This window comes from Vibrio sp. RM-41-2B (genome assembly GCF_024744415.1).
Lineage (GTDB): Bacteria > Pseudomonadota > Gammaproteobacteria > Enterobacterales > Vibrionaceae > Vibrio > Vibrio diabolicus.
In genome coordinates, this window is the sequence record NZ_JAMQWD010000018.1 from 1 (window position 1) to 6,694 (window position 6,694).

At 40.5% G+C, this 6,694-nt stretch carries 8 protein-coding genes; 7 read left to right on the forward strand and 1 reads right to left on the reverse strand.

Translation table 11 applies throughout. The annotated features are described in order from the left end of the window. The 3 genes from NB463_RS12965 to NB463_RS12985 form a co-directional block, all read left to right on the forward strand. Nucleotides 1–514 (forward strand): Sbal_3080 family lipoprotein (locus NB463_RS12965; RefSeq protein ID WP_258515999.1); only part of this gene is annotated, 514 nt, incomplete at its 5' end. Between the two features lie 147 nt (nt 515–661). Beyond that, complete coding sequence (locus tag NB463_RS12975; RefSeq protein ID WP_258516000.1) at nt 662–1,381, forward strand: hypothetical protein; 720 nt, start codon at nt 662–664, stop codon at nt 1,379–1,381. A gap of 137 nt (nt 1,382–1,518) precedes the next feature. Beyond that, nucleotides 1,519–2,103: a hypothetical protein gene (locus NB463_RS12985; RefSeq protein WP_258516001.1), complete on the forward strand. Its 585-nt coding sequence runs from the start codon at nt 1,519–1,521 to the stop codon at nt 2,101–2,103. A 749-nt stretch (nt 2,104–2,852) separates the two neighbouring features. Here NB463_RS12985 and NB463_RS13000 read toward each other — a convergent pair. Next, on the reverse strand, nt 2,853–3,254 hold the full coding sequence (locus NB463_RS13000) for a YkgJ family cysteine cluster protein (RefSeq protein WP_258516002.1): 402 nt from the start codon (nt 3,252–3,254) through the stop codon (nt 2,853–2,855). A gap of 852 nt (nt 3,255–4,106) precedes the next feature. Between NB463_RS13000 and NB463_RS13010 the strand changes: the two genes are divergently transcribed. The 4 genes from NB463_RS13010 to NB463_RS13025 all read left to right on the forward strand — a co-directional run bounded on the left by NB463_RS13010 (nt 4,107) and on the right by NB463_RS13025 (nt 6,580). After that, on the forward strand, nt 4,107–4,541 hold the full coding sequence (locus NB463_RS13010; RefSeq protein ID WP_258516003.1) for a GNAT family N-acetyltransferase: 435 nt from the start codon (nt 4,107–4,109) through the stop codon (nt 4,539–4,541). 109 nt (nt 4,542–4,650) lie between these two features. Then, entirely contained in the window at nt 4,651–5,283 is a 633-nt protein-coding gene (locus NB463_RS13015; protein WP_258516004.1) for a hypothetical protein, read from the forward strand. 204 nt (nt 5,284–5,487) lie between these two features. Next, a complete protein-coding gene (locus NB463_RS13020) occupies nt 5,488–6,105 on the forward strand; it encodes a hypothetical protein (RefSeq protein WP_258516005.1) in 618 nt (205 codons plus the stop codon). Between the two features lie 262 nt (nt 6,106–6,367). Continuing rightward, the gene (locus NB463_RS13025) at nt 6,368–6,580 is read left to right on the forward strand and encodes a hypothetical protein (protein ID WP_258516006.1); all 213 of its coding nucleotides are present in this window, start codon (nt 6,368–6,370) and stop codon (nt 6,578–6,580) included. The last annotated feature ends 114 nt before the right edge of the window (nt 6,581–6,694 follow it).

Below are 6,694 nucleotides of genomic sequence, written 5' to 3' on the forward strand. Positions count from 1 at the left end.
CAATGTGCCTGAAAAACAATATGAGAAAATAAAAATGAAAAAAATTATAGTGTTGTCTTTAGCTTCTCTTACACTAGTTGGTTGTGGGTCGCCCAGATATATGGGCACCCCTGTTCCAGAGACTAATATTAAGTCGGAAATAGTTGTTGTTAAAGATAATGAAACTCGCTCTGGGTTCCAAAATACAATTGAGTCTTGGCTACAAGAACATAACTATTCTTATGTTGTCGTACCTGATAATTCTAAGCACGACCTGAACAAATTGACTCTTGAATATGAAGGTCACTGGGGGTGGGATCTGGCGTTATATTTGAAAAACGCGGAGATAACAGCTTATCAAGGCGGGCAAAGAGTTGGGGAAGTGAAATTTAAAGTTCCTTATACCGCTAATCCTAATAAATTTGGTGATGCAAGTAAGAGAATTGGTTTTATGATGGACACGCTTTTTGGCCAAATGACACCAGAACAAGCAACTCAAGCAGCAAACGCGTCTTCATCAACTACGCCAAACTAGCGCTATAACAAACTGTTTAAGAGTGATTCGCAACGCGTGGCATTTTTACTATGCGTTGCGTTTAGTGATTAAGGTTGTATGCGGCGGCTTCGGTATTGCGTTGCTCACACCTTAACAGGGCGTTAAGCGACAAGCGGTGGTATAAGTATGTTTAGTAAAAAATTTCTTGATAAAGATCGTTCAGTTCAAGAGCGCTGGTTTCGTTTGAAGTTCAACAGTCGCTTTGGTTCAAAGCTCCGGTACTTGTTTATGCTTCGCCTGTATTACAAATTGAATCGAGAATTTAAGGTCAAAGATAAGGCAATAAATAACGCAATTGACATAACCGTGCGTGAATATCGAAAAATTGACGAAAGCTTGTTTCCTGCGACTAAGCAGTTTTTTAATATTGGTTTGTTTTTCTTGCTTGCCGAAAGAGACATTCAAGCTTTAAAAGCTGATGCTTTCTCACATCCTAATGAAACTAAAAGAAACATTGCTCTCAGAACTCTCATTCTTACTATATACGAGTGGGACATGGGGAAAGTTACTGGGCGCAAAATGCACTTTATTTATGAAGCAACTGGATTATCAGAAACATCCAAGTCTCAAGTTGTAAGTGCACTAAAAGAGCTAAAGAAAGCACGTAAAGTTATCGAATCGCAGTTCTCTGAAACACGCCATAACACTATTGCTCATAGAGAGAAAGAAGCAATCAAACAATACGAAATTATCTCGGAACTTGATGTTATGAAGTTTTCGGAAGCATTGACACAATTCTATAAGGCTTCCGATGCGCTATTAACATCTATGATTGTTGCCATGTTGGAAATTGGCTCACCTAAAAACTTGCTACATCAAGCGATCAACTCCAAGAAAGTCGCTTAACAATCTGTTTAAGAGTGATTCGCAACGCTTGGCATTTTTACTTTGCGGTGGCTTATGTGATTAAGGCGCTGTGCGGTAGCTTTTGTATTGCGTTACTCACACCTTAGCAAGGCGTTATATTGCCATTGGAGATATGTGTGGAAATTGATGATTTAATTTATTCTATTCGAGAAATTATTTCCGATGTAGCTATAGAGACAGAGCAAGATTCAGAACTGTATCCTATTGTATCGGTTGATAATAGTGCAGACTACAACTCTGTCATAGATAGCTTGTACATGCTAGAAGATACTCAGTTGGCAAAACATGCCTTTCTCATCCGCTGTGAATCTTTGTCCATTGGTGAGCTCTACCTTTATTTCTACGGGGTTTTTAATGCTGTTTATATGCAGCAACAAGCTTTGTTAGTAATTCTTCGAAAAATGGGTATAGAGTTTAATCCCAAGGCACTTCGGGATTGTAAAATCTTTGACCTTCGCAATACCTTTGCTGCACATGGTGCAAATCGCGGAGGACGGGATGTTAAAGCGCACAGTTTCATTCTCGATCGTCACGCATTGCAGACAGGCAAAGTTAGCGGTTACTCTGCGAATCACGAAAATGGCTTTATATCTCATGATTATCACATTAGTGATTTGATAAGTGATTGGGATGCAACCTTATTAGCTCATATAGAGTTGATCCATGATATGGTCAGAGAAAACAGTGAGTTGACAATATAACAAATTGTTCAAGAGTGATTCGGCACGCGTGGCATTTTTACCATGCGTAATGTTTAGTGGTTCAGGCGGTATGCGGAAGCTTCGGTATTGCGTGCCTCACACCTTAACAAGGCGTTAGTTTGCAAGAGGAACAACGCAACTATATCGCAAGATCTAGTGGTAAAAGCTCAAAGTTGAAATAGTCGTATCGGCGTTCAATTTCAGTGTTAATTAGCGTGGTGAAAATCCAAAATTGGCATTGTTTCAACGGTTGATTTGTTCTTTGGTGCGGTGACTTTGGGGTTAACTGAGTCAAACTTTTTTGTTGAAATTCTGCTCGTTGAGTTTGTTGGAACAAAAGCCGATTTACTCGCTGAAATGGCGTTTTCTCTGGTGTGGTAAGTTCACGTGGTTTCAGTAACTTTGTTGAAAGTCCGCATTGTGAGATTGGTTTTCCAAAAGCGCTTTTTGGTGTTGTGAGTTCGTTTTCTACGGCGTTGTTTGTTCCAAGTGGTTTCATTGAGTAGCCGTATTGAGACTACGCCTGGCTTTAGTGCATCAAAGCACATAAGGTTTGTTGTTTGCAAAGTTTAAAATAACGTAAAATCAACCTTTTGGGTCTGCAAACTAACAAACTGCTCAAGAGGGATTCGCAACGCGTGGCATTGTTACTATGCGTTGATTTTTGTGATTAAGGTGGTGTGCGGAAGCATCGGTATTGCGTTGCTCACCCCTTAGCAGGGCGTTATATGCAAGAGCTAAAATCAGCACTAGGAATTGCTCGATGGTCGGCTTGAACTCATTAACTTGTCTAGCAGTTTCTGAGCTTTCTTTGGGTCTTCGAGGTCAACAACTTCGATCATTTCACATTCATCACGCACCATTTCATCAATTAGGCTAGGGTAGTGACGGCAATCTTCTGGTCGGTCGAGGTAAATACTACAGGTGTATTTGTCTTGGTCTTCGGCTTTGGTTTTTGGTGCTATCTCCAAAAATGGGCAACGATGTAGTTGCTCTCTTGTTTCTGGATCAAACCAAATTTTCCCATCTTTCACATACTCATAAATGTCTGGGTTAAATAACTCCCATAAATCTATTTCTTCTTGGGTGGCAGCTAAATCACCATCGCCATATTTAATACAGCACTTTCCACACTGGTTGCAGTCTTTCATGGTGGTAACTTCACATAATGGGCTCTTGATTTAGTCTATCATCAAAAGTCATATCAGCTCTGAGCTTGGGTTGAGAATTTGCATATAACAAAGCGTTTAAGACGGATTCCCAACGTTCGGCATTTTTGGTTTGCTTCGTGTTAAGTGTTTACGGCACAATACTTTAAGTGCGGTGGTCTGCGTTGCTCACCACTTAACGCGGCGTTAGTTTGCAAGAGGAAAAACGCAGCTATATCGCAAGATCTAGTGGTAAAAGCTCAAAGTTGAAATAGTCGTATCGGCTTCCAACTCTAGTGTTAACTAGCGTGGTGAAAATCCAAAATTGGTATCGTTTCAACGGTTGATTTATTCTTTGGGGCTGTGACTTTAGGGTTAACTTAGTCGAACTTTTTTGCTGAAACTTTGCTCTTTGAGTTTGTTGGTGCAAAAGCCGATTTACTCGCTGAAATGGCGTTTTCTCTGGTGTGGTAAGTTCATGTGGTTTTAGTGGCTTTGTTGAAAGTCCGCACTGTCAGATTAGTTTTTCCAAAAGCGCTTTTTGGTGTTGTCAGTCTGTTTTCTGCGACGTTGTTTGTTCCACGTGGTTTCATTGACTAGCCGCTTTTAGACTACGCCTGACTTAAGTGCATCAAAACACAGAAAGTTTATTGTTTGCAAAGTTTAAAGTGACTTAAAATTAACGCTTTGGGTTTGCAAACTAACAAACTGCTCAAGAGGGATTCGCAACGCGTGGCATTTTTACTATGCGTTGAATTTAGTGATTAAGGTGGTTTGCGGTAGCATTGGTATTGCGTTGCTCACCCCTTAGCAGGGCGTTATAAGCTATCCGTAGTTGTAGGTTTGGAGAGTTAGGTGTACGAAACCCGTAAAACTGAAAATAGTGACTATGAGTTCCTATTCGAACTTAAGAAATCAGCAGAATTTGAACCAATCAAAGCTGTATTTGGTTGGAACGAAAGTGTTCAAAGAGAAATTCATCACAATGAGTGGGGCGAAGAAAAGCCAACCATCATAGAAGTTGATGGAGTCGCAGTGGGCAGTTACTTGGTGCAGTGCCATTCTGAGCACCTGTACTTTGGTCGCTTTTTCCTATTACCAGAATATCAGGGTAAAGGAATTGGTAGCCAAGTATTAAAAGCAGTTACTGAGCTTGCTGAACAAAAGTCGTTACCGATAAAGCTTTGCTACTTACAAGGAAACCGAGTAGGGCAACTTTACAAAAGGTTTGGCTTTGAGGTTACAGGGCAGAACGAACAGTTCGTGCACATGCTCAAACCACGCTTATAACAAAGCATTTAAGAGTGATTCGCAACGCTTGGCAGTTTCGCTTCGCTCAAGTATAGCCAAGCGCCGCTTACACCTTAATGCGGCGTTAGATATTATTCGGGTTCCATATATGCAAACTATTAACTTAAAGAAAACTATATTACCCGGTACTTGGAGATATTTAGGTCAGCGTTGTCCCAAGATACAACCTGATATGGTGCCAATTGCGGGTCGAGATCCTAAGGAAATTGCCAAGGTTTTACATGGAGAACTATATAAGATCGGTCGCCACCAGATTAGAAATGCCTTCGTGGTTGTTAAAGATAATGCTAGGTTCCTTTACGTGAGACCGAATTATGCTGGGTATCGGAATGTAGCACGAAAAATTTTTTCGGTTGTCCCATGGGATGTTGATTATGACCATGCACTGTCCAGAAGAATTGCTAACCGAGCAAGGCCAGCATATGAATATGTCTTACTTTTGCGACTTCCACCTTCAGTGAACCGTCAACACGGTCACTTTGAGAAAAGGGATCAGCTATCTTATCCTGCTCCTCCGATTTGTTTTGCAGATGACAGGGTGTTCGATAAATGGCTTGGTCGTCCGCCTTTATCAAGGAGAAGAGGTGCCCACGTTATGTTAGGTTATTCACCAGATAATATAGTTTCTAGTGGTTTAGCTCTAAAGCAGAGAGGGCGATGGGCGTATGCCATAGGGATGGGGGACATGGATTTGCCAATGAACCATCTGATAAAAATCTAACAAGGCATTTAAGAGTGATTCCCAACGCTTGGCACTTTTGATTTCATCGTTGGGTTTTGTGTTTACGGTGGTATGGTTAAGTTTCGTGGTAGCGTTGCTCACACCTTAATGCGGCGTTAGCCAAAAGTGATATCCGTACGATATGCAGCATGTTGAGTTTGTGTTAGGTTGAGCCTTATACATTTTTAAGTAGTAAAGGCTGATATGGATTGTTTTGGTGATAAAGCTAGAGAGCAAATGGTACGACGTTACGATATAAGTGCTGTTGCTCATGTTAAACTTCTTAATAATCAGAAAAAACATAGCTGTACAGGTCGTGTATTGACTGATAGCTATTATTGTTTTGAATATAAAGGGAAAAATAATGGTCAGGATATAGGCGCTTTTTATTGTGGAGAGCCTACAGCTAAGAAGTTTTTAGCTCTCACCGGTGGGGACGACGTCCCATTATTTAATCCATTAAAATCTGACTCATTGAGTGTAAGTGGTAACTCGTCTTCCGTTGGTAGTGCGAAACGTAAAGTAGATCCTGCAACTAAACAACTTTTAAATGCCATTAATTTACTTGTGGTTTGTTGGGATACTGCCCCTTATGGCAGGCTTGCAAAAATAAAACAAGATCGTACTAAGTACTCATATAGGCCACCATTTGAGTCTGAAGTTGAGTACGTAAATTTGGTCATAGGGCATGACTATCAAGGACGCAATCTTCAGCAAATGATTGAAAGACTAGGAAAGGACAATCCTACTTTAAAAAATTACGAATTCGGTTTATTAACTTCAGTTCTTGAAAGTGCAGATATTGAGTCAAATTTTGGCTAACAAAGCATTTAAGAGTGATTCGCAACGCTTGGCAGTTTCGCTTCGCTCAAGTATAGCCAAGCGCTGCTCACACCTTAATGCGGCGTTAGTTTGCAAGAGGAAAAACGCAGCAATATCGCAAGATCTAGTGGTAAAAGTTCAAAGTCGAAATCGTCGTATCGGCGTTCAATTTCAGTGTTAACTCACGTGGTGAAAATCCAAAAGTGACATCGTTTCAACGGTTGATTTGTTCTTTGGTACGGTGATTTTTGGGGTAACTGAGTTGAACTTTTTTGCTGAAACTCTGCTCGTTAAGTTTGTTGGTACTAAAGCAGATTTACTCGCTGAAATGGCGTTTTCTCTGGTGTGGCAAGTTCCACGTGGTTTCAGTGACTTTGTTGAAAGTCCGCATTGTGAGATTAGCTTTCCAAAAGCGCTTTTTGGTGTTGTGAGTTCGTTTTCTGCGACGTTGTTTGTTCCAAGTGGTTTCATTTAGTAGCCGCTTTGAGACTACGTCTGACTTAAATGCATCAAAATACATAAAGTTTATTGTTTGCAAAGTTTAAAATAACGTAAAATCAACGCGTTGGGTTTGCAAACTAACAAACTG

Coding starts and splice junctions, on each gene's coding strand:
- NB463_RS12975 (WP_258516000.1), top strand. CDS start 662: ATGTTTAGTAAAAAATTTCTTGATAAAGATCGTTCAGTTCAAGAGCGC.
- NB463_RS13000 (WP_258516002.1), bottom strand. CDS start 3,254: ATGAAAGACTGCAACCAGTGTGGAAAGTGCTGTATTAAATATGGCGAT.
- NB463_RS13020 (WP_258516005.1), top strand. CDS start 5,488: ATGGATTGTTTTGGTGATAAAGCTAGAGAGCAAATGGTACGACGTTAC.
- NB463_RS13015 (WP_258516004.1), top strand. CDS start 4,651: ATGCAAACTATTAACTTAAAGAAAACTATATTACCCGGTACTTGGAGA.